Raw genomic sequence first — 21,000 nt, forward strand, 5'->3', positions numbered from 1 at the left:
AGGGAGCAGGCCCCTAGCGGATATAATCAGGCTGTTCACGATCCAGCTTGCGGCGCAGGGCGCGCCAGACCAGTTGACCCTGGTCCGGATCGTTCTCGAACTGCGCGCGGGTGCGCAGCAATTTGTCTTCGGAAGGCAGGTGCAGGGGCGCGCCGGTCGATTGCGCTGCGATCTGGATGCGGCAGGCCTGTTCCAGATAATAAGTGCGATAGAATGCCTGGGCGACGCTCTGGCCGACCGTCAGCAGGCCGTGATTCTGCAGGATCAGGCCGATATTGTCGCCCAGATCACGGACCAGCCGCTCGCGTTCGCTCAGATTGTCATCCGCCGCGATGCCTTCATAGGCATGGAAGCCGACGCGGCCGTGGAATTCGACATTGATCTGGTTGAGCGGCAGGATTCCATGCTGCTGCGCGGCCACGGTCATGCCTGCCAGCGTGTGGGTGTGCATGACGCAGGCGGCGTCGGGGCGGCTGCGGTGGACGGCGGAATGGATCACGAAGCCGGCGGGGTTTACCGGCCAGCTCGTCGCCTGTTTCGGCAGGCCTTCGGCATCCACCACGACCAGCGAACTGGCCGTGATCTCTTCGAACAGCAATCCGTAAGGGTTGACCAGGAAGGTATGGCCGGGACCGGGCAGGCGCACCGAGAGATGGGTGTAGACCAGGTCCGTCATGTCGAACAGCGCGAGCAACCGGTAGGCGGCTGCCAGGTCCTCGCGCAGCGACTGTTCGTCCTGTTCAGTCTGCGGGGCGGTGAATGCGTCCGTCGTCATGCGTGCTGCGCCTTCTGTTTGAAATGCCCGAATGTGGCGGTGCCGCGTGCGCCGGACGGCAGCGCCAGTTCGCCACGTTCGACCTTGCGGACCAGATATTGGTAGGTCTGCAGGGCCTGCGACCACATGTGATCGCCGATCTTGATGGCCTCGTATGCCTCGCCGCCCTTGTCGAAGGCCGGCAGGGGGCGGATCTGGGTATGGTAGTCGCAGGCATAGAATAATGGGAAGGAATAGCGTTCTTCCTTCACGCTGCGCACACGGTGCGCCGTGGCGACGAACGTGCCCGCCGTCATGACTTCCAGCATGTCGCCGATATTGACCACGAATGCGCCGGGGATGGGCGGCGCGTCGATCCACTCCCCATTGCCGTTCATGACTTCCAGGCCCGGCTGGTCGGCCAGCAGGATGGTGAAACATTCATAATCGGTATGGGCGCCGATGCCCGGCGCGTCCTGCGCCGCGCCGTCATGAGGATAATGGATCATCCGCAGTTTGGAAGGCGGGAATTGTGCCATGTCATCGAAGGCGTTTTCCGGCAGGCCGAGTGCCAGCGCGAAGCCCTGGAACAGCAGGCGCCCGAGGGCGAACACAGCGCGGTAATAGGCCTCGGCCCGTTCGCGGAACAACGGCAGGCCCGGCCAGTTGTTGGGGCCCAGCAGCGGCGTGCCGGACAGCACCAGCGGGTTGTCGGCTGGAACCTCGAACCCGATATCGAACGCTTCCTTATGGTCCGGCCGGTCCTTGTTGTAGACCTCCTCACCCTCCGGCACGAAGCCCTTATGGGTCGCGGAGGTGCCGATATAATAGTCCATCTTGCGGTCCAGCGGCAGGGCGAAGAAATCCTTCGCCGCCGCGCGCACGCCGTCGATCAGGTCCTGGGGTACACGGTGGCCGGAGATGTAGAGGAAGCCAACATTGCGGGCGGCATCGCCCAGCCTGTCCGCCACTTTCTGCCTGTCGGCGGGATTGGCGGAATACAGGCCGGAAATATCGACGACCGGAATCGCGGAGAAGGTTTCCCGCCGGGTGAGTGCGTCTGTCGTCATGTCAGATGTCTCCTGAGGCCAGGCTGTTCTGGCACTGCTGGAATGCGTCGAAATGCCGGCGTTCGGTGTCCGCGATCCATCGGTTCAGATCCCACAGATCGGCGACCGGCGCGTTGGTGAAAGGCAAGGTGTGCAGGTAGCCGTCCGGGCCGCATTCCGGTGTCAGCGTCGTGACGGCATAGCCGCGCCGTGCCTGTGCGGCCCATACCTGTGCCCAGACATGCTGATGGAAGGCGAGGGCCGCCGCGTATTCCGGCGCGGCGGGATGCGGCACCTGCGGGCCCTGATCGTAGCCGACCCGGGCCTGGAGATGATGGACACGTGCGATGAAGGCGCTGAAATCGTCCAGCGGATCGTCCAGCAGCCGCTCGCAGGTGACGATCCAGTGGCTGATATCCAGCGTGAACAGTGCGTCGGGACACTGGTTCAGCACATCCAGCGCGATCCAGGGGGAGGAGAGGATGCGCGAGCGGTGTGTTTCGAACACGCAGCGCAACCCCGCCTGGCACCCGATCTCGTTTGCCTGGTTGATGAAATCCGCCTGCTGGGTGACGCTCCAGCGGTCGTTGCCGCCCAGCACGTTGACGAAGCGGGGCTGCATGATGGCAGCGCGCTCCAACGCGTGGCGGAGGTCGGCCAGATGGTCGGCCAGGGTGGCGCCCTGGCGGGGAATGACGCCGCCGCCGGTCAGGGCGATGGCGATATAAGGCACGCCCTCCTGGCGCAGAAGGCGGCCCTTGTCGGCTGCATCCTGCGCGTTGTCGGGGATGCGCGCCTCGATCCCGTCGAAGGCGGCGGCGCGCATCTCCGCGATGACGGGCGCCCAGGGGCGGGTGTCGCCCCACAGGGTCTTGAAGAGGTCGAGGCGCATGGCGGCCGCCTTACCCTTGGGCCTAGAAATTATAGCGCAGGTCGCAGCCGACCCAGCGAGGCGTCTGGAGATACTGCACGCGGCTATTGTCGCTGCCGGTGAAGGAATAGGTATTGCCGTGCTGGTTCAGCATGTTGTCGACATAGACAGCGGCCGTCCATTTGCCGGTCTTGGGCCCGACTTCCATCCGCAGGCCCATCGAGCTGATCTTGTTGGTCTTGCCGTTCGGGTCGCCCAGCGCCACCTGCATGTTGTCCTTCCACGTGTAGCTGGCCTGCAGGGTCACGCGATAGCGCGGTGTCACGTCGATGCCGTAGCGCGCGACCGCGCTCCACGAGAAACGCGGCGCGAAGGGCAGGGCGGAGTGGGAATCCACATTACCCAGCAGCGGCAGGCCGCCGATCGAGCTGACCGAACTGACGGTCTGTGCGTCGAGATAGGCGAAGGACCCGCGCAGGTCCAGGTTGGGCAGCAGGTCATGCAGCGTGCTGGACAGTTCGCCGCCGCGCGTCCTTGCCCGGGGAATGAGGCCGAGGCTGAGCGAGGTGATGTCGCGCGGCATCTCGGCCACGAACAGGGTCTGGCGGTTGTGGTATTCGTAGTCGAACAGCGAACCTTCGATCTGCACCTTGTTGTTGAACAGGCTGGTCTTGGCGCCGATTTCGTAGGCGATCAGGTTTTCGGGGTGGACATAGTCCAGGGCCTGGGGGGCGGTGACAGGCGCCGCGAAATAGGCGCCCGCCTTGTAGCCGTTGGAGATCGTGCCATAGACCAGTGTGCCGGGCAGGATCGTATAGCGCAGGCCGACGCGGCCGGTCAGGCGCTCATATTCATGGTTCTGGTTGACGTAGGACAGGTGCGAACCCGCCGTGCCGGTCACGGCGCCAGTATTGTCCAGCGTGCCGCCATCGAAGCCGCGTTCGTCATAGGACAGGCGGCCGGCGGCGATGAAATCCAGCCCCTTGATGATATGCGTGACGGTGTTGATGTAGAGGCCGGTCGACAGGTTCTGCTGGACGAAATGATCGGTCAGGCTGGCGTGCGGCGAATCCAGGATGAAGGAACGGTAGCTGGTATAGGCGCCGTTGATCTTGTCCCAGGATTCATAGACGCCGACCGTCAGGTTCAGGCGCTTGGCCAGGTTCATGTTCAGATGCATGTCGTGCGACTGGGCGATGGTCGTGTCGTTCCAGCGATAGTCGCCGACATTGACCGATTCGCCATCGTAATTGTCATAATCGTCGCGACGGTAGAAATCGATACCGGTGGCCGAGGTGAAGGTGCCGAAATCGAAGTTCCTGGTGTAGTTGATGCCGATGCCGCCGCCGTTTTCGTTGCGCGAGGCGCGGTTGTCGCCGACATTCACCGCATTGTATTTCGCATTCTGGCCGACGCTGATCGTGCGGTCCGGCAGGCCATTTACCGCGTCGCCATCCACATCCTGCGGCGAGACCGGGGTGCCCTTGTCGCGCGTGTAGTGGATGTTCAGCATCAGCGATGACTGGTCGTCGATGACGAACTGGGTCAGGTTGCGCAGCGACAGGATATCCTGCGCGCCGTAGCGCCGGCCGGTATGGATATCGTGCTGCCAGCCGTCGCCGTTGATGTAGCTGAAGGCGAAGCGGTTGAAGATGCGGTCGGTGATCGGCGTATTGATGGCGCCGCGTGCCGTGTTGGTGCCGTAGCTGCTGTAGCCCCAGTTCAGGTAGCCGCCGAAATGGCCCGTCGGCTTGATGGATTCGATGTTCATGCTGCCGCCGGTCGTGCTGCGGCCATATTCGAAGCCCTGCGGGCCTTTCTCGACACTGACTGTCTGCACGTCGAACATCTGGCCGTTATACAGCACTGGATAGGGTGCGAAGACGCCGTCGATATAGATCCCGATCCCGCCCATGTTGGTGCCGATATAGTCGTCCAGCCCGATGCCTCGGATCGAGAAGATCGGCGTGCTGCCCGAGGTGGCGTTGACGGCGGTCACGCCGGGGATGAAGGCCGCGATCTCCTTGGGGCTGACGATGTGCAGCGACTGGAGTTCCTTGCCGCTGAGCGTGTTGACCGTGTTGGCCATCGTATGGAACCGCGCCGTCCGCGCGCTGGTGACGGTGATGGCTTCCAGCGTCGGGCGCTGGGGGGCGCGGGCGTGACGGGTGGCGTGCGCCGGCGGGGACGTGGTCGGCGCGGCGTGTGCTGCGATACTGCTGACCCCAGCCAGAAGCAGCGCCGAGAACAGGACATGCCGGTTCCTCTGTGCGATGGCGTTGCGACACGGGGAACTGGAGCGTGCTGTCATGGGGGCTTTTCCGTCCTGGAATGATCTTGTTCTTATCCAAGAACGAAAAGCGGAATGGTTTCGTTGAGAAGGTTCCAAAGTTTACTTTGCCGCCGTCCTGCATTGCCGGCAGGCGGGGCATGTTCGTGTGTTGGGACGTGCTCTGTGGTTCGCGCCGATCAGTGGCGGATCATCTGCGCGAGGAAAGTCCGGGCCCTTTCGGTGCGTGGCGCGGTGAAGAATTCCTCGGGTGGCGTGACCTCCAGCACCGCGCCCCGGTCCATGAAGACGATGCGGTCGGCAATATGGCGGGCGAATCCCATTTCATGGGTCACGCAGACGGTCGTGATTCCCTGATCGGCCAGGTCGCGCATGATGCCGACGATTCCGGAGATGGATTCCGGATCGAGGGCGGCCGTGGGTTCATCGAACAGGATGATCTCGGGATTCATGCACAGGGCGCGGGCAATGGCGACGCGCTGCTGCTGGCCGCCCGAAAGCTGGATCGGGAATTTTTCGGCCTGTTCGGCGATATTGACCTGCGACAAATAGCGGCGGGCCGTGGCTTCGGCATCGGATTTCGTGATGCCGCGTACCAGGCGCGGTGCCAGCGTGCAATTATCCAGGACGCTGAGATGGGGGAACAGATTGTAGTTCTGGAATACCATGCCGACCGAGCCGCGCAGCGCCGTAAGGTCCGTACGGTCGTCGATGACGTGGCCGTCGATCATCAGGACGCCGCTATCATGCGGCTCGATACGGTTGAGGCAGCGGATGAAGGTCGATTTGCCCGACCCTGACGGTCCGAGCACTACGATTTTCTCGCCCTTGCTGATGTCGAGATCGATCCGGTCGAGTGCCAGGTAATCCTTGTAGAATTTGCTCAGGCCACGGATCGAGATGCGCGCGGTCGGATCGGGGGAAGTGCTAAGCTGCATCGGCGGATGCCTTGTTGCGGTCGGCCCAGATGAAGCGGCGCTCGATCCGCTTCTGCAGGAACAGGAAGAAGAAGACCATCGCCAGGTAATAGACCAGGGCGGCGGCATAATATTCGGTGAACTGGAATGTGCGGGCCACCTGGATCTGGGTAACGGCCAGAAGCTCCTGCAACGAGATGACCGAGGCGAGCGATGTCGTCTTCAGCAGGCTGATGAATTCGTTGATGGTGGGGGGCAGGGCGATGCGCAGCGCCTGTGGAAAGATGACATGGCGGTAGGTCTGCGCCGTCGTCATGCCCAGAGCGTCGGCGGCCAGGACCTGGCCCGGATCGACGGCGCGCAGGGCGGCACGGTTGATCTCCACCTGATAGGCGGATTCATTGATCGAGAGGGAGAGCCATGTCGCCAGGAACGGCGTGAACCAGTGCTCGCGGAAGATGGGAAAGAATTGCGGCAGGGCGTTCCAGATGAACAGCAACTGAAGCAGCGTCGGTGCGCCCCGGAACACGGCGACATAAAGCCCGAGCAGCCGCCTGATGATTGAATCCCGGCCATTCAGCTTCATCGCCATCGGGATCGAGATGGCGATGGCCGTCAGGTGCGACAGGAGGGCGATGACCAGCGTCAGTGCGGCGCCCTTGAGAAAGGCTGTGGAGAACAGGGCGCCGAAGAAGGTGGCGAAATCGAAGCGTGACGGGGCATTCCGTTCGGTGAAGACGCTTTGATGGTCGCCGGAAATGCCCCATTTCTTTGCCATGGCGGCGATTTCGCCCTTTTGGGACAGTTCGTCGATCGCCTTCTGCAGCAGGGCGCTATCACGTGAATCCTTGCGGATATAGACCGCGAACTGATGAAAGTCGGGATAATCGGGCGTCAGGATGATCGTGACTTTTCCGCCCAACTGCTTCTGCCGGTAATAGAGTTCGACATCCTGGCTGATGAACGCATGGACCCGCCCGATCAGGACCTGCTGCACAACCTGATCTTCGGTCGGGTATTGCTGCAGGATGATCGGTGGCCGCCCGGAGGCGCGGAGGCGATCATTCTCGCGTTCGATCTGCGCGGCGTAGCTGGTGCCGGACTGCACCGCGACGGTCTGTCCGGACAGATCCGCCATTTCGCGGATTTTCGGTGTGCCCACGCGGGCGACCGCCACCACGGTGGAATCCAGATAGGCGACTGCGTCATAATTTCGCAGCCGTCCCGCCTGCCGCAGCACGCCGCTGATGACCATGCCGCAGCGCTGGGCGGAGAGGCTGGGAAACAGCCCCTCGAAATCCATCGTCTGGGGGATGAGCGCGACATGCCAGTAGGCTGCCAGGCGGCGGGCGAGGTCGATATCCATCCCAGCCAGGGCATTGGTGTCGGACCCGTTGACGAAGGTCATCGGCGGCAGGGTAGGGTTGGTGCAGAGCGTCAACTGGCCGTCATGTACGAAGCTGGGGAGATCATCGGCCAGCGCGCGCGCGGCCGGCAGGAGGACGGCCAGGGCGAGCAGGGCTGCCGCGAGCATGCGGCGCCATGGACCGGCGCGGCGCAGGGAGCGATCGGAAGGGGCCAGGGACCGATATCCGGAAAAAGCGAGGGTAGACGGGCAGGAGCTCGGCAAGCGGGTCCATCCTTGGTGGGGCGGCATGACGCGGAACGGCGACCGGAATCATAGGCGGAATGTTCCGGCTGGCGCCAGCCGGATCGGAACCTTATACACCATTTCGGTTGGTTGTTGATTTACCAAAACCCAAAGAGAACTCCACGAGATTTAAATCGAGCACTCTGGAGTGCTCGGCCTAGGCTGGATGGAGAATAGGATTGGACTCGCATTATCGTCGAGCGGAAGGAGTATGGGTACATGACGTCGAACCGGTGGTTCATCGACAGTGAAACCGGCGAATTGTCGGATGTTCTTTTGTGCCCACCCGATAATTACAGCTGGATACCCAGCAATGACATCGCGATCCAGACCATGGCGAAGGGTGTGCGGATCGACAGGAGTGCCTTGGCTGCGCAGTTCCGCGAATTGGTTTCGGCCCTGGAAGGGGCGGGCGCGGCCTGCCATTTCCTGCAGCCGCGCGCGGGGATGCCTTATCAGGTCTATACGCGTGACAGCTCGCAGACCACGCCGTGGGGCACCGTCGTAACCCGGCTGATGCGCCCCGAGCGTACGGCGGAAGAGGGGGAAATCCGCACATTCTACCAGCCCGACGATATCTGGAAGAGCGCTACCAAGGGCCATATCGAGGGGGGGGATATCCATATCATCCGCCCGGGCCTGGTTGCCGTGGGCGTGACGGGTGGCCGCACGGACGAAGCGGGGGCGCGCGAGTTCCTGGGGTGGTTCGAAGAGGCCGGGTGGGCGACGAGGATGATCCGCTTCCCGGAACATTTCCTGCATCTGGACGTTATTTTTACGATGGTGACGGAAAATCTGGCCATTGCCGCCGTGGACGTGCTGGATGATGAAGATCTCGACTGGTTCCGCGCGCAGGGTATCCGGCTGCTGCCGGTCAGCTACAAGGAAGCGATGCGGGACATGGGCTGCAACGTGCTGGCGCTGGGTCGCGACCGGGTAGTCAGCCCGCGCCATTCAATGCGGATCAACGAGATGCTGCGGGCCGAGGGGCTGACCGTGATCGACCCCGAACTGAACCAGTTCTCGCAGGGGGGGGGCAGCATCCACTGCATGACGATGCCGCTGCGCCGCGCTTCACTCGTCACCGGCTGAGAGCGGCCGGTCCGGGCTGGCACCGCCAGGCGTTGACGGCGGAGCTTTTGACGCAGTGTCTCGGAATGCGGACAGGCCCGCCCCCGCGATACGGGGAGCGGGCCTGTGTCGTTTGTGCGCGGGCTTCGATTACCCATCGATGCGACCGATCGGGGCCCCGCGTCCGGCGAGAATGCGGGGCCTTGGCTGCGGCAGCGATTAGCGACGCCACCAACCAGTCCGGCGTGCCGGAGCGGGGGTGGCATCGTCGATGACGATCGGCTGCACCACCGGTCCGTCGGCCGCGGCGGCGGGTGCGCTGTCCGCCGTCTCGGTCTTTGCGGTTTTGGTGCGTGCCGGAGCCTTGCGGGCCCGCCGGGGCTTGGCGGAGGCCGGCTCGGCGGGTGCGTCGGCCGTCTCGGCCGGCGCGGCCTTGACCGGTTCGGCCTGCTCGACCTTGTCGGTCTTGGTAGCCTTGCGGGTCCGAGTTGCGGCCGTTGCGCGCGTTGCAGCCTTGCGTGCGGGCTTCTTCTTCTCCGGCGTTTCCGTCACGGCTTCCACGATCTCTTCAGGCGCTTCGGCCGGTGCCTCTGCGGTCACCTCAGCGACTGGAACTGCCTTGGCCGTGCGCCGGCGGCGTGTCCGGGGGGCTGCGGCAGGTTCCACGCTCTCGGCCGGCTCCGCCGGGGCAGCAGCCACGACGGGCTCTTCCGTCGCCTGAACCGTGGCGGGTTCAACCGCCGCCGGTTCGGCCTCCGCGTCCTTGCGGGTGCGGGGACTGCGACGGCGGCGCGGCTTCGGCGCGTCTTCGGCCGCAGGTGCGCTCTCGGGCACCGCTTCCGCCACCGTTTCGATTGCCACTTCCACCGGTACGGCTTCGGGTTCCGACACCGCCAATGTTTCGGCGATATCGACGATTTCCGCCTGTTCGGCCTTGGGAGCGACTGGACGTCGGGGGGCGGGTGCCGCCGGCAGGCCAGCTTCGGTCGATTGCTCGATCACGTCGAAGATGTCGATGATGCCATTGCCGAACGGGTTGGCCGGCGTCGGACCGCGATAGGGTGCTTCTGCGGCCCTGGGTTCGCGCCGGTCGTTCCGGTCGCGCCGACGGCGCGAGCGATCGCGGCCTTCGTCTTCGCGGTTCCGGGGGACTGGCGCTTCGGCGGGTTCGACCGCCGCGACGACGGGCTCGGCGGCGTCTTCCGCATCCGTATCCGCATCCTCATCCTCGCCACCGGCTTCGATAACGGCCGACTGCTGCGCGCCCTCGGCCGTCCGTTCGCCATTCCGACGCCGACGGCGCCGGCGGCGCCGCCGGCGATGGTCGGTACCCTCCTCGGACCCTTCGGCGGCACGCGGAGCCTCCTCGACCGGTGCCGGGGCTTCGGCCTGGATCGGGATCTCGCGCACCACGGGGGCGGTCGCCTCGACTGCCGCTTCGGCTTCGGTCTCCACCGGCTCGGCCAGGGCGGCCTGCACAACCGGTTCGAACCGCTCGGTCTGCGGCCGCACGCGTTCGATGCGCAGTTGGGGCGGCAGGAGCGTGGCATCGGGGGAGAAGACCACGCGCATCTTGTGCCGCTTCTCGATCTCGTCGAGCCACGCGCGCTTGTTGTTCAGGATATACAGCGCGATCTCGGCGGCTACATGGACCGTGATCTCGGCCGCGCGGCGGCGAGCGCCTTCTTCCTCGACCGCGCGCAGCACGTGCAGGGCCGCGCTTTCGGTACCACGGATGATGCCCGTGCCCTGGCAGTGCGGGCAGGGGGTAAAGGACGATTCCGTAATCGACGGCCGCAGACGCTGCCGCGACATTTCCAGCAGTCCGAAATGCGAGATCGAGCCGACCTGGATCCGTGCGCGGTCGGTGCGCAGCGCGTCCTTCAGCCGCCGCTCGACCATCGCATTATGTTTGCGGCTTTCCATATCGATGAAATCGATGACGATCAGGCCGGCCAGGTCGCGCAGGCGCAACTGGCGGGCCACTTCCTCGGCTGCTTCCAGATTGGTGCGCAGCGCGGTTTCCTCGATATTGCGCTCGCGCGTCGACCGGCCCGAATTGACGTCGATCGCCACCAGGGCCTCGGCCTGGTTGATGACCAGATAGCCGCCAGAGCGCAGTTGCACCGTCGGCGACAGCATCGAGTCCAGCAGGCCCTCGACATTGAAATGAGAGAACAGCGGCTGGCCGCCGTCGCGCCAGCATTTCACCTTCGGCGCGCTTTGCGGCATCAGCATGCGCATGAAGTCGCGCGCCGATTTCCAGCCGGGCTCGCCATCCACCAGGATTTCGGTGACGTCGCGGGTATAGATGTCGCGGATCGCGCGCTTGATCAGGCTGGCTTCCTCATAGATCAGCGCAGGAGCCACCGAATTCATCGTCAGGTCGCGGATGTCGTCCCACAGCCGCAGCAGATATTCGCAGTCGCGCATGATCTCGGGGCGGGGGCGCTGGGCGCCGGCCGTGCGCACGATCATCGCCATGCCGCGCGGGATCTGCAGTTCCGCGATCACGTCCTTCAGGCGCCGGCGGTCGGCGACCGAGGTGATCTTGCGCGACACACCGCCACCGCGCAGCGAATTGGGCATCAGCACGCAATAGCGGCCGGCCAGCGAAATATAGGTGGTCAGCGCCGCGCCCTTGTTGCCGCGCTCTTCCTTGACCACCTGAACCAGCAGGACCTGGCGGCGCCGGATCACTTCCTGGATCTTGTAGTTGCGCAGGAAACGGGCGATGCGGCGCTGCACCATGCTCTCGTCGCCGGTATCGGTCTCGCCGCCCACGGTCTCGGGCAGGGGCTCCACCTCGCCTTCGGACGCATCCTCGGCCGTGGCTTCGGCAGGAGCGGCCGCTGCGTCAGCGTCATCTTCAGCCTGGGTCTCTTCGGCGCGGGCTTCCTCTTCCTGAAGAGCCAGCAGTTTCTCGCGATCCGCGACCGGAATCTGGTAATAGTCCGGATGGATTTCGCTGAAGGCGAGGAAGCCGTGGCGGTTGCCGCCATATTCGACGAAGGCGGCCTGCAGGCTCGGTTCTACCCGGATGACCTTGGCCAGGTAGATATTGCCCTTGAGCTGCTTCTTGGCCGAAGCCTCGACGTCGTAATCCTCGAGCCTGTTACCATCCATCACGACCACGCGGGTTTCTTCCGCGTGTGTCGTGTCGATCAGCATGCGCTTGGTCATTAAAAACGGAACTCCGGTATGCCCGCTTCCGCTGTCTGTCCGGCGTCCTCATGGGGGATGCGCAATCGCGACGGTGGGGAGGGGCAACGATAGAAATGGGAGACAATACGACGGATCCGGAAGCCGTTGCGGCGATATCCGCGCAGATCCTGCCCACGCGCGTCCCATGTGACGTGCGCTGTACCGGGCTGTCTGCGAACGCGGGTCGCGTGGCGTTCATCCATCCTCATCAGGCGGTGACGCGCACCTGCGCATGCGCGGTGCGGCGTCGGAATAAAGGGCATCGTCATCCTGCGCCGGCCTTGCGGCCGGGCGGAGCGGCATCCGTGGCCCGTCGATACGGGGGCGACCTGCCGGATGGATCCGGTCCTGTCGACCTGGCCGTTTTCCGGCGCCAACCGACGCGGACCCATCACGGTGCAAGCATGACCTAACTGAGGCCGCGCTGCAAGCGCTGTCGCATCCCGGAATGACAGGTTGACGATCTGTATCAATGATCTCGTGCAAGCCGTTGAAATGCAGACGAAGGGAGTGGAGCCTGCTATGATCCGTCGCGGAAATGGCCACGAGGGGCGGTTTCATGGATGCTGATCATTCCGAAAGGGCGCCGGCCGGCCGGGGGCGGCGCGCGGTCCTGCTGGCCACGCTGGGCGCGGGGCTTGCGGCACGGGCCGGCGACGCGGGCGCTGCGGTGCATCGAATGGCCGCGCACAGCGCCGTCGCGCATGCCCGGCCCCCCCTGCGTGCCCCGGCGATTGTGGGGCGGGCGGCGGCGCCCTTGCCGCTGGTCATGCTCGATCCCGGCCATGGCGGGAAGGACCCCGGCGCGATCGGGGTTTCCGGCACGTATGAGAAACATATTGCCGAGGCGGCTGCCGCCGAACTGCAGCGGCAATTGCTGGCCAGCGGCGCCTATCGCGTCGCGATGACCAGGACGGACGACCGCTTCATCCCGCTGGAAGGGCGGGTGGAGATCGCGCATGCGCATAGTGCGTCGCTGTTCATTTCCATGCATGCCGACGCATTGACCGATCGCTCGGTGCGTGGGGCCAGCGTGTACACGCTCTCCGGGCAGGCGTCTGACGCCCAGAGCGCGGCGCTGGCCCGGACCGAGAACAGCGCCGACCGGTTCGGCGGCCCCCAGGTGCATGCCAATTCGCCCGAGGTCGCGGCCATCCTGTCCAGCCTGGTAAGCGAGGAAACGCGGCGTGGGGCGGCCCATATGGCCAGTAGTGTGGTGGACGCCTTTCGGCCACGGATCGGCCTGCTGTCCCATCCGGCGCGCCATGCGGCGTTTGTCGTGTTGAAATCGGCCGACATCCCCTCGGTTCTGGTGGAAATGGGGTTCATGTCTAACCGGATGGATGAGGCCGCGCTCCGCCAGGCGGGGCATCGGATGATGGTGGCGGGCGCGATGAAACAGGCGGTCGACCGCTATTTCGCCTCGGCCGGCGGGGTGACCCGTCTGACAGGGTAAAAGCCGGGGTGTTCCCCACGGCCTTTTCTGTTGCAATCGGTGGGGCGGACTGTATGGTGCGCGGCATGGTTAACGCGATCACCATGACGGCAGGGCTGTCCGGCGCCAAGGCGCTGTTGGTGTCGCATGCCCGCGACCGGGCTGCCCTTCTCCTTCGTCTCCGACTTATCTGCCCCTGAGCGTTCAGGGTCGGCATGATGCCGGCGCGCCCAGGGGAGACGGCGGGAGCAATCCCGCATGCGAGGAAGCAGCGCCCACGCGGCGTATGCAGGCGAACATTCCGGACCTGTCCGAGGTATTTCATGACAATCGACCATCCGTCCTTCGGCCGTATTGACGACGACCGGGTCATCATCTTCGACACGACCCTGCGCGACGGCGAACAATCCCCTGGTTTCTCGATGAATCTGGCCGAGAAGCTCCGGATGGCGGAGGCGCTGGCCGAACTGGGCGTCGACGTGATCGAGGCCGGCTTCCCGGTGGCGTCGAAGGGTGATTTCGAGAGCGTTCACCAGATCGCATCCGCCATCCGTGGCCCGGTGATCTGCGCTCTGGCCCGTAGCGGCGGCAAAAACGACATTGCCAGTGCGGGCGAGGCCATTCGCCCTGCCGAGCGCGGGCGCATTCACAATTTCATCTCTACTTCGCCGCTGCATATGAAATACAAGCTGCGGATGGAGCCCGAGACGGTGCTGGAACTGATCACGGCCGGCAACAAGGCAGCGCGGCAGTTCACCGACGACGTGGAATGGTCGGCTGAGGATGGCTCGCGCACCGACCCGGATTTTCTGTGCCGCTGCGTCGAGGCCGCGATCAAGGCCGGGGCGACCACGATCAACATCCCCGACACTGTCGGCTATGCCACGCCCGAAGACATGGCCCGCATTTTCGCTGACCTGAAGGCCCGCGTTCCGGGCGCGGACAGGGTGATCTTCTCGGCGCATAATCATAACGATCTGGGCCTGGCCGTGGCCAATACCATCGCCGCGCTGGCGGCGGGCGCCCGGCAGATCGAATGCACGATCAATGGCATCGGCGAGCGCGCGGGCAATGCGGCGCTGGAAGAAATCGTGATGGCGCTGCGGACGCGCCAGGATGTGCTGCCCTACAAGACAGGCATCCAGACGCAAAACCTGCTGCGGACTTCGCGCATGCTGGCGACCATCACCGGCTTCGACGTGCAGCCCAACAAGGCGATCGTCGGGCGCAATGCCTTTGCGCATGAGAGTGGCATCCATCAGGACGGCGTGCTGAAGAATGCCGCGACCTATGAGATCATGACCCCCGAGAGCGTCGGCTGGACCCGGTCGTCGCTGGTGCTGGGCAAGCATTCGGGCCGTGCGGCCTTCCGCGACAAGCTGAAGGCCATGGGCTATGGCGAGATGGACGAGGCGCATCTGAATGATGCCTTCGCGCGCTTCAAGGACCTGGCCGACCGCAAGAAGGTTGTCTACGACGAGGATCTGGTCGCTCTGGTGGATGACGAAGCGCGCGATCATGCCCGCATCCGTTTCATCTCGTTGGATATCGAGGCCGGGTCGCGCCGCCCGGCGCGCGCGGAACTGACGCTGGAGGTCGATGGAGAGGCTCGTAGCGGCGAGGCGAACGGGCAGGGACCGGTTGACGCGGCCTTTAACGCTGTACGCGCGATCTTCCCCCACGAGGCGACTCTGCAGCTCTATTCGGTCGGCGCGGTGACTGAGGGGAGTGATGCTCAGGCCCGCACGACCGTGCGGCTGGAAGAGGACGGCAAGCTGGTCGATGGCCAGGGTGCGGACAGCGACACGCTGGTCTCGGCGGTCAGGGCCTACGTGCACGCTTTGAATAAGTTGCTGGTCAAGCGCGCCCGGACAGAGCCCGAGGCCCTGAGTGTGACCGCCTGACGCCGCGGACAGGACGAATCGGCGGGGCCTCCCCCGGGAGGCCCCGCTTTTTCATATCCGGCTTTCCGGGTGCGGCCGGTCAGTAATTGTAATAGCCGGGCGGTGGCGGGGGCGGCGGCGGATAGCCGGGCGGCGGATAGGATGGCTGCCCGTATGGCCCGTAGGCGGGAGGCGCATAACCGCCCGGCGGCGGATAATATTGCTGCGGCCGGTTCGGCGTGGTGGCGGCGCCGGTCGCCGCTCCAACCGCGCCGCCGGCCAGGGCGCCGATCGCGGCGCCGCGACCGCCACCGGCCAATGCGCCGATCGCGGCGCCACCTCCCGCGCCGATCAGGCCGCCGCCGAGCGCGCGCTGGCCCGGATCATACGGATTGCTACAGGCCGCCAGCGACAGGGCAAGAGCGCCCAGTGTCAGGAGCCCGGCCTTGCGGACGAGGTGGCGGGGTGGAGAGGCGGGAGTGCGAAGAGGGCTCATGGAATTCTCGTGGTTTCAGGCCGGTGTAGGGCGGTGGGCATCGTATGATGCACCGTATCGCGCTTTTTCGCCCTCGTCAGCGGAAAGCGAAATCGGGGCGATGTCATCGGCGGATCAGTAGCCCCGGTTGTAATATCCACTCCGGCGTGGCGGATTGGGCGTGGTGGCGGCCCCCGCGGCAGCGCCGACCGCGCCGCCGCCTAATGCGCCGATCAGGGCGCCGCTCCCGCCGCCGGCCAAACCACCGATCGCGGCGCCGCCGCCGGCGCCGATCAGCGCGCCGGTTCCTGCGCGGGCGCCCGGGTCGTACGGATTGCCGCAACCCGCCAGGGCCAGAAGTCCGGCGCCGAGCAAGGCCGTCCGGGTGAAGAAAGAGGTTTGGGTGCGGATCGTCATGATAATCTTCCTTGTCGAAAGGGCGCCGTTCGCCAGCTACGGGGTATCGTCTTCCGGTGCTGCGAGTTTCCCTGCAGGTCGTGTGCGTGGCGGGGCGTTCCGATGGCGAAAAAAAGGCGGCCGGATTTTTTTTCCGGCGGCCCATTCGCGCTGGGCCGAATAGCGGCCTGAGGGCATATGGGAAGGGTCTGTGCCTTTTTCATGTCCGGAAGAGGGTGACGGCCTGAAAAGCACGAATTAATGTGGCCGGGCCTTGCCCGTGTCCTGTAGCCCCGGTAAGCCCTCGGCCTGATCCGGCAGACTGGGATGCGTCGCGACGGGCTGCCGTTCGGCAGGTCGTGCGTCCCATGTTCCGAATCGTGTCGTGCTTGTTTGTCGGGAGTTCTGGATGTTTGCTCGTCTGCTGGGTCTATTGTCGGCCGATATGGCCATCGACCTCGGCACGGCCAATACCCTTGTCTATGTCAAGGGACGCGGCGTTGTCCTGAACGAACCATCGGTGGTTGCCATCGCCGATGTGCGCGGCAAGAAGCAGGTGCTGGCGGTCGGCGAGGAAGCCAAGCAGATGGTCGGGCGCACGCCCGGCAACATCACGGCGATCCGGCCCCTGCGCGACGGCGTGATCGCCGATTTCGAGGTGGCGGAGGAAATGATCAAGCATTTCATCCGCAAGGTGCATAACCGGCGGATGTTCGCCAGCCCGTTGATCATCGTCTGCGTCCCCTCCGGCTCCACGGCCGTCGAGCGCCGGGCGATTCAGGAGAGCGCGGAGAGCGCGGGCGCGCGCAAGGTGTTCCTGATCGAGGAACCGATGGCCGCGGCGATCGGTGCCGGGCTGCCGGTGACCGAACCCTCGGGCAGCATGATCGTCGATATCGGCGGCGGCACGACCGAAGTTGCCGTGATCTCGCTGGGTGGAATCGTCTACGCCCGATCGGCCCGTGTCGGCGGCGACAAGATGGATGAGGCCATTATTTCTTACATCCGGCGCAACCATAACCTGCTGATCGGCGAAAGCTCGGCCGAGCGCATCAAGATCGAACTGGGTTCGGCCCTGCCTCCTGACGATCCTGACGATGACGGTGGCTGGCGCGAGGTCAAGGGGCGCGACCTGATCAATGGCGTTCCGCGCGAGGTTGTGGTGTCGCAGGCGCAGATCGCCGAGAGCCTGGCAGAGCCTGTCAGCCAGATTGTCGATGCGGTGACGACGGCGCTGGAAAACACACCGCCCGAACTGTCGGCGGACATCGTGGACAAAGGCATCGTCCTGACCGGTGGTGGTGCGCTGCTCTATCGTCTCGACGACGTGCTGCGCCGGGCCACCGGCCTGCCGGTCACGGTCGGTGAGGATGCGCTGTCCTGCGTGGCGCTGGGGACTGGACGCGCCCTGGAAGAGATGAAACGTTTGAAGAATGTGCTGACCAGTATGTACTGACGACGAGCGGAACGCGGGGGGCCGAGGCGATGGACGTCCGGCATAATGGCGGGTGTGACTGGCGTGGGTATGCACGATACCCGGCGAACCCGTCATGATTCCGCTTTCCATCACCTTGCGTCAGGCGCTGGAGCGGCTGGTCCTTCCGATTCTGATCGTTGCCGCGCTGGGGATCATCCTGCTTGGACAGGCGGATCGCAGTCTGACGGAACGGGTGCGGATGGGGTTGGCCGATATTCTGGCGCCCGCGTACGGGCTGGTTGTCTGGCCGCAGGAACAGGCGCGCGACCTGCTGGGCCGCATGCGCGACATGGGTCGGATCGAGATCGAAAACCAGCGCCTGCGCGCGGAAAACGCCAATCTGCGCCATTGGTATGATGTCGCGGCCGCGCTGGCGGATGAAAACGCGGCCCTCAAGGCTAATTTGCACTGGATGCCCGATCCCTCGCCGTCTTTCGTCACGGGCCGGGTCGTCCGTGATACTAGTGGTCTGTATGCCCGCAGCGTGCTTGTGGCGGCCAATGTCGATGCGGGAATCCATAAGGATGAGATCGTGCTCGACGGTTCGGGCCTGGTCGGACGCGTGACCGAGATCGGTAGCCGGTCGGTGCGTGTCCTGCTGCTCACCGATGCGTCGAGCCGCATACCGGTCAGACTGGAAGTCAGCCACGGGGCCGCTATAATGGCCGGCGATAATTCGGGTACACCTCGCCTTATCTACTATTCCCAGGACAATCCCCCGGTCGAGGGAGAGCGCGTCGTCACCAATGGCGAGATCGATACAATGCCCGCGGGCCTGCCTGTCGGGCAGATCCATTATGTTCGCCCCGGTCAGCCGGTCGTCATCCCCTTTGCGTCACTGGGGCATCTCGACATCGTACGGGTCTTCGATTATGGGCGCTCCGCTGTCGTCCCTCCCGATGCGCCGGGGCGGATTCCGGTGCGGCGCCCGGCCGATTCCTTCTCGCTCCCATTTTCCTCCCCACTGGGCCATGGATGAGAGTGTGCATGGATGACGCCCGACCAGGCTCCAGAGTTCCAACCGGGCATTCAGCCTCGGCCCAGTCTGTGGCGGCGGCTGGACATGCTATCGCGGCGTGGCCTGCCCGCCGCGCTGACCGGTATGGCTGTCCTGCTGCTTTCCGCGCCGTTCGGCCTGCCCGGGCAGGCAGAGTTGTTGCCGGGCATTCTGCTGTCGTCCGTTTTCTTCTGGTCGGTGTTCCGGCCGGCATCGATGTCGTCGCCGATCGTGTTCCTGCTTGGGATGCTGGTCGATCTGCTCGGGTTCGGGCCGCCGGGTGTGATGCTTCTGGTGGTACTGCTCGTCCATGGGGTGGCACTTTCTGGCCGCTACGGCTTCTCGCGGGCTCACATTCTCGTTCTGTGGCTGGTGTTCGACGGCGTGTCGCTGGCCGCGACGGCGCTGCAATGGGGACTGATTTCCGCGCTGTCGCTGCACCTTGTGCCCATGATTGCCTTCGCGTTCCAGTGGGTGCTCGGGGTCGGTGTGTTTCCGCTTCTGTGCGTAGTCTTCAGCACTCTGGGGCGTTCTATCGCCAATCCGGATCGAGCCTGATGGCGGTTTTCGATTTCGTCCCGGCCTGGATGGATTGATGGTTCGGCGTCGCAAAACCTTGCAGCGCCTGATGTCGCGGCCCGATGCCGATACGCCCTCGCGTGGGGTCTTTACCCGGCGTGCGCTGGTTGTGCTGGGAGCCCAGATGGCGGCATTCGGCCTGCTGGGCCATCGGCTGTACGGGTTGCAGGTGGTGGAGGGCGATCACTTCGCCCGTATGGCTGAGAATAATCGCGTCAGCCGCCGCCTGATCGCCTCGCCACGCGGGCGGGTGGTCGACCGGTTTGGGATCGCCGTGGCCTCGAACAAGGTGAACTGGCGTGCCCTGCTGCTGCCCGAGGAAACCAGCGACATACCGGGCACCCTGGATCGTTTTTCCGCGCTGGTGCCGATCGAGGCGCGGGATCGGGCGCGTATCGAGCGCGAGATCCGGCACAAGCGGCGTTTTATTCCCGTCATGCTGCATGATTTCCTGTCCTGGGACGACATGGCGCGGATCGAACTCAATGCGCCCTCGCTGCCCGGGGTGCTGATCGATGTCGGGACCACGCGGAATTATCCGTTCGGGCCGCTGATGGCGCACGTGGTGGGCTATGTCGCACCGCCCGGCGACAAGGATGTGGCGCAGGATCAGACGCTGGCACTGCCCGGAATGCGGGTGGGACGCGCCGGTATCGAGCAGACCCAGGATGGGCTACTGCGCGGCCAGGTCGGCGCGGTGGAGGTCGAGGTCAACGCGGTCGGTCGCCTGATGTCCGAATTGTCGCGCGACGAGGGGCAGCCGGGCGACGAAATCACCCTGACCATCGATTCGGGCCTGCAGCAGGCGGTGCTGGGGCGGATTGCCGACCAGTCGGCCAGCGCGGTGGTGATGGATTGCCGTAATGGCGAGGTGCTGGCCATGGTCAGCAACCCGTCCTTCGACCCGTCGCTATTCGACAGCGGGGTCAGTCAGGCGCAGTGGCAGGAATGGGCCACCGATCCGCGCACGCCCCTGATCAACAAGGCGGTGGCTGGTGTCTATCCGCCGGGCTCGACCTTCAAGCCGGCGGTGGCGATGGCGGCGCTGAAGGCCGGCACCCTGTCGCCGACCGATCGGATTTTCTGTCCAGGTTATCTGGATGTGGGCGGGACGCGGTTCCACTGCTGGTCCCGCTATGGTCATGGCGCGCTGACCCTCAAGGAAGGGCTGAAATTCTCCTGCGACGTGTTCTTCTACGAAGTGGCGCGGCGGACCGGCATGGATGCCATTGCGGCCGCCTCCCACAGTTTCGGGCTGGGCACGAACCTGGATATTGAACTGCAGCATACCCGGGCGGGCCTGATCCCTACGCCGGAATGGCGGCGGGCGCATGGCCAGCACTGGAATGGCGGAGACACGATCGTCAGCGGCATCGGTCAGGGGTTCGTGCAGGTGACGCCGCTGCAGCTTGCCACCTATGTCTCGCGGATCGCCAGTGGGCGGGCAGTGCAGCCGCATCTGGTTCGGGCGATTTCGGGCCGGCAGACCGACGGCACCGATGGTGGCCACTGGCCGGCATTGGACATGCCGGAGCCCTTCCTGGCTCAGTTGCGGGCCGGGATGTATGCCGTGGTCAACGAGGAACATGGTACCGCGCCCAAGGCCAAGCTGGATATTCCGGGAGTGCAGATGGCCGGCAAGACCGGTTCGGCCCAGGTGCGGCATGTTTCGCGCGCGTTGCGCGAGAGCGGGCATTTCGATTCGTCTTCGCTGCCGTGGGAATACCGGCCCCATGCGCTGTTCATCTGCTTCGCGCCCTATGACGCACCGCGCTATGCAGCGGCGGTGGTGGTGGAACATGGCAATGCGGGGGCTGCGGTTGCCGCCCCGCTGGCCCGCGATATCATGACCGATACGCTGACCCGCGACCCGGCGAACCGCAAGGAGCCGCCGGGCCAGGTGGTGGCGGAGGTCGAGGACTTCGAATAGCTGTCCCTACGGGAGCGCGTT

At 64.9% G+C, this 21,000-nt stretch carries 16 protein-coding genes; 7 read left to right on the forward strand and 9 right to left on the reverse strand.

Features of this window, described 5'->3' with window-relative positions; genetic code table 11:
- Positions 1-13: 13 nt before the first annotated feature.
- The 6 genes from HLH29_RS06605 to HLH29_RS06630 form a co-directional block, all read right to left on the reverse strand.
- On the reverse strand, positions 14-775 hold the full coding sequence (locus HLH29_RS06605) for a class II aldolase/adducin family protein (protein WP_182965151.1): 762 nt from the start codon (positions 773-775) through the stop codon (positions 14-16).
- Positions 772-1,824: an isopenicillin N synthase family dioxygenase gene (locus tag HLH29_RS06610; protein ID WP_182965152.1), complete on the reverse strand. Its 1,053-nt coding sequence runs from the start codon at positions 1,822-1,824 to the stop codon at positions 772-774. Before HLH29_RS06610 ends, HLH29_RS06605 begins: the two co-directional genes overlap by 4 nt.
- A 1-nt stretch (position 1,825) precedes the next feature.
- Positions 1,826-2,695 carry a sugar phosphate isomerase/epimerase family protein gene (locus HLH29_RS06615; protein WP_182965153.1) on the reverse strand — a complete coding sequence of 290 codons (870 nt, stop codon included), beginning with the start codon at positions 2,693-2,695 and terminating at the stop codon, positions 1,826-1,828.
- 22 nt (positions 2,696-2,717) lie between these two features.
- Positions 2,718-4,985: a TonB-dependent receptor gene (locus HLH29_RS06620; protein WP_182965154.1), complete on the reverse strand. Its 2,268-nt coding sequence runs from the start codon at positions 4,983-4,985 to the stop codon at positions 2,718-2,720.
- Between the two features lie 158 nt (positions 4,986-5,143).
- Positions 5,144-5,902, reverse strand: a complete 759-nt coding sequence (locus HLH29_RS06625) for an amino acid ABC transporter ATP-binding protein (protein WP_182965155.1) — start codon at positions 5,900-5,902, stop codon at positions 5,144-5,146.
- On the reverse strand, positions 5,892-7,415 hold the full coding sequence (locus HLH29_RS06630) for an ABC transporter substrate-binding protein/permease (protein WP_182965156.1): 1,524 nt from the start codon (positions 7,413-7,415) through the stop codon (positions 5,892-5,894). Before HLH29_RS06630 ends, HLH29_RS06625 begins: the two co-directional genes overlap by 11 nt.
- Before the next feature lie 336 nt (positions 7,416-7,751).
- Here HLH29_RS06630 and HLH29_RS06635 point away from each other — a divergent pair, with 336 nt between their 5' ends.
- Entirely contained in the window at positions 7,752-8,624 is an 873-nt protein-coding gene (locus tag HLH29_RS06635) for a dimethylarginine dimethylaminohydrolase family protein (RefSeq protein ID WP_182965157.1), read from the forward strand.
- A gap of 198 nt (positions 8,625-8,822) precedes the next feature.
- On the opposite strand, the gene HLH29_RS06640 is transcribed toward HLH29_RS06635, so the two are convergent.
- A complete protein-coding gene (locus HLH29_RS06640) occupies positions 8,823-11,786 on the reverse strand; it encodes an Rne/Rng family ribonuclease (RefSeq protein WP_182965158.1) in 2,964 nt (987 codons plus the stop codon).
- 580 nt (positions 11,787-12,366) lie between these two features.
- Here HLH29_RS06640 and HLH29_RS06645 point away from each other — a divergent pair.
- Positions 12,367-13,263 (forward strand): N-acetylmuramoyl-L-alanine amidase family protein, encoded by an 897-nt coding sequence (locus HLH29_RS06645; protein ID WP_182965159.1) that lies wholly within the window; start codon positions 12,367-12,369, stop codon positions 13,261-13,263.
- 302 nt (positions 13,264-13,565) lie between these two features.
- Entirely contained in the window at positions 13,566-15,146 is a 1,581-nt protein-coding gene (locus tag HLH29_RS06650) for a 2-isopropylmalate synthase (RefSeq protein WP_182965160.1), read from the forward strand.
- Positions 15,147-15,225: 79 nt separating this feature from the next.
- Here HLH29_RS06650 and HLH29_RS06655 read toward each other — a convergent pair whose 3' ends face one another.
- Positions 15,226-15,621, reverse strand: coding sequence for a cell envelope biogenesis protein OmpA (locus HLH29_RS06655; protein ID WP_182965161.1), 396 nt, complete (start codon positions 15,619-15,621; stop codon positions 15,226-15,228).
- A gap of 114 nt (positions 15,622-15,735) precedes the next feature.
- Positions 15,736-16,017 carry a cell envelope biogenesis protein OmpA gene (locus tag HLH29_RS06660; protein WP_182965162.1) on the reverse strand — a complete coding sequence of 94 codons (282 nt, stop codon included), beginning with the start codon at positions 16,015-16,017 and terminating at the stop codon, positions 15,736-15,738.
- A 388-nt stretch (positions 16,018-16,405) separates the two neighbouring features.
- On the opposite strand from HLH29_RS06660, the gene HLH29_RS06665 reads away from it, so the two are divergent.
- The 4 genes from HLH29_RS06665 to mrdA all read left to right on the forward strand — a co-directional run bounded on the left by HLH29_RS06665 (position 16,406) and on the right by mrdA (position 20,979).
- On the forward strand, positions 16,406-17,452 hold the full coding sequence (locus HLH29_RS06665; RefSeq protein WP_182948744.1) for a rod shape-determining protein: 1,047 nt from the start codon (positions 16,406-16,408) through the stop codon (positions 17,450-17,452).
- A gap of 94 nt (positions 17,453-17,546) precedes the next feature.
- Entirely contained in the window at positions 17,547-18,452 is a 906-nt protein-coding gene (gene mreC / locus HLH29_RS06670; protein ID WP_182965163.1) for a rod shape-determining protein MreC, read from the forward strand.
- Positions 18,453-18,464: 12 nt separating this feature from the next.
- A complete protein-coding gene (locus HLH29_RS06675) occupies positions 18,465-19,028 on the forward strand; it encodes a hypothetical protein (RefSeq protein WP_182965164.1) in 564 nt (187 codons plus the stop codon).
- A gap of 37 nt (positions 19,029-19,065) precedes the next feature.
- Entirely contained in the window at positions 19,066-20,979 is a 1,914-nt protein-coding gene (gene mrdA, locus HLH29_RS06680) for a penicillin-binding protein 2 (RefSeq protein ID WP_182965165.1), read from the forward strand.
- The last annotated feature ends 21 nt before the right edge of the window (positions 20,980-21,000 follow it).

The sequence above is a fragment of the Gluconacetobacter tumulicola genome, from assembly GCF_014174215.1.
In the GTDB taxonomy this organism is placed as follows: Bacteria; Pseudomonadota; Alphaproteobacteria; order Acetobacterales; family Acetobacteraceae; genus Gluconacetobacter; species Gluconacetobacter tumulicola.

Bases quoted from the DNA above. Each gene is read 5' to 3' on its own strand.
- HLH29_RS06675 (WP_182965164.1), top strand. From the start codon at position 18,465: ATGACGCCCGACCAGGCTCCAGAGTTCCAACCGGGCATTCAGCCTCGG.
- HLH29_RS06635 (WP_182965157.1), top strand. From the start codon at position 7,752: ATGACGTCGAACCGGTGGTTCATCGACAGTGAAACCGGCGAATTGTCG.
- HLH29_RS06640 (WP_182965158.1), bottom strand. From the start codon at position 11,786: ATGACCAAGCGCATGCTGATCGACACGACACACGCGGAAGAAACCCGC.
- HLH29_RS06605 (WP_182965151.1), bottom strand. From the start codon at position 775: ATGACGACGGACGCATTCACCGCCCCGCAGACTGAACAGGACGAACAG.
- mreC (WP_182965163.1), top strand. From the start codon at position 17,547: ATGATTCCGCTTTCCATCACCTTGCGTCAGGCGCTGGAGCGGCTGGTC.
- HLH29_RS06610 (WP_182965152.1), bottom strand. From the start codon at position 1,824: ATGACGACAGACGCACTCACCCGGCGGGAAACCTTCTCCGCGATTCCG.
- HLH29_RS06645 (WP_182965159.1), top strand. From the start codon at position 12,367: ATGGATGCTGATCATTCCGAAAGGGCGCCGGCCGGCCGGGGGCGGCGC.
- mrdA (WP_182965165.1), top strand. From the start codon at position 19,066: ATGGTTCGGCGTCGCAAAACCTTGCAGCGCCTGATGTCGCGGCCCGAT.
- HLH29_RS06620 (WP_182965154.1), bottom strand. From the start codon at position 4,985: ATGACAGCACGCTCCAGTTCCCCGTGTCGCAACGCCATCGCACAGAGG.
- HLH29_RS06630 (WP_182965156.1), bottom strand. From the start codon at position 7,415: ATGCTCGCGGCAGCCCTGCTCGCCCTGGCCGTCCTCCTGCCGGCCGCG.
- HLH29_RS06660 (WP_182965162.1), bottom strand. From the start codon at position 16,017: ATGACGATCCGCACCCAAACCTCTTTCTTCACCCGGACGGCCTTGCTC.
- HLH29_RS06615 (WP_182965153.1), bottom strand. From the start codon at position 2,695: ATGCGCCTCGACCTCTTCAAGACCCTGTGGGGCGACACCCGCCCCTGG.
- HLH29_RS06650 (WP_182965160.1), top strand. From the start codon at position 13,566: ATGACAATCGACCATCCGTCCTTCGGCCGTATTGACGACGACCGGGTC.
- HLH29_RS06655 (WP_182965161.1), bottom strand. From the start codon at position 15,621: ATGAGCCCTCTTCGCACTCCCGCCTCTCCACCCCGCCACCTCGTCCGC.
- HLH29_RS06625 (WP_182965155.1), bottom strand. From the start codon at position 5,902: ATGCAGCTTAGCACTTCCCCCGATCCGACCGCGCGCATCTCGATCCGT.
- HLH29_RS06665 (WP_182948744.1), top strand. From the start codon at position 16,406: ATGTTTGCTCGTCTGCTGGGTCTATTGTCGGCCGATATGGCCATCGAC.